The organism is Oleiphilus sp. HI0043 (genome assembly GCF_001634935.1).
In genome coordinates, this window is sequence record NZ_LWEY01001844.1 from 1 (window position 1) to 728 (window position 728).

General features: G+C 46.2%; 2 protein-coding genes. Both read right to left on the reverse strand.

The features are described from left to right. Window positions 1-594: SPOR domain-containing protein (locus A3729_RS28290; RefSeq protein ID WP_068634530.1), on the reverse strand; the 594-nt coding region annotated here is incomplete at its 3' end. Window positions 595-627: 33 nt separating this feature from the next. Further along, entirely contained in the window at window positions 628-723 is a 96-nt protein-coding gene (locus tag A3729_RS31215) for a DALR anticodon-binding domain-containing protein (protein WP_369820166.1), read from the reverse strand. Window positions 724-728 lie beyond the last annotated feature (5 nt).

Genomic DNA, 728 nt, shown 5'->3' on the forward strand with positions numbered 1-728 from the left:
TAACTTACTACGGTTGGTGAATGGTCCGGTTTTAACTCGGTGCCAGACAGTACCTTTATCATTGGTAACTGTTTCAATATTGGCTTTTAAGCCCTTAAAGGCGATAGTGGCTTTTTGGCGCTCGGCATCTGCCCGGTTTTTGAATGAGCCAGTTTGAATCACATAGAAGTAGTCTTCACTGCCTGATTTTTGTTTGAAGCGATACTCTTCTACCTTCGGTGCAGTCACTGTCGATTCTGGAAGGATATCGTAAAAGTTGAAACGCTTTGCCGGTGCTTCTTCGGCGGGCGTGCTTTTGCTGGCAGAAGGGGATTTTTTGGATATTGTTGGCTGTTTCTCGGGTGTTTCAGTGGGCGGAATAGACTGTAAAAAATACAAGCCATAGGCAAAAGCACAGACCAGTACAATTAGGGAAAGAAAAAATGGTGTACGGTTTTTTACCGGCGCTGAGCTTGGCACTTCTTTAGGGCTTGCTCCGCTGGCCTTCTTGCTCGCGCTGCTTTTAGCCCCGCCAGACTTTCCCGAAGAACCTTTTTTTGTCTTGGGTGCTCCGGGCTTTTTAGTGGTCGAGGGCTTAGCAAAATCTTGAGTCATATGATCAACGCGTCAATAGTTTATCGGGTGTGATTACATTTCTTCAGGAGCGCTAACCCCTAGTAGCTTAAGCCCGTTTCTCAATACTTGCTGGATGCTTAGGCAAAGCACTGCACGAGCATCTCTAATTTTAC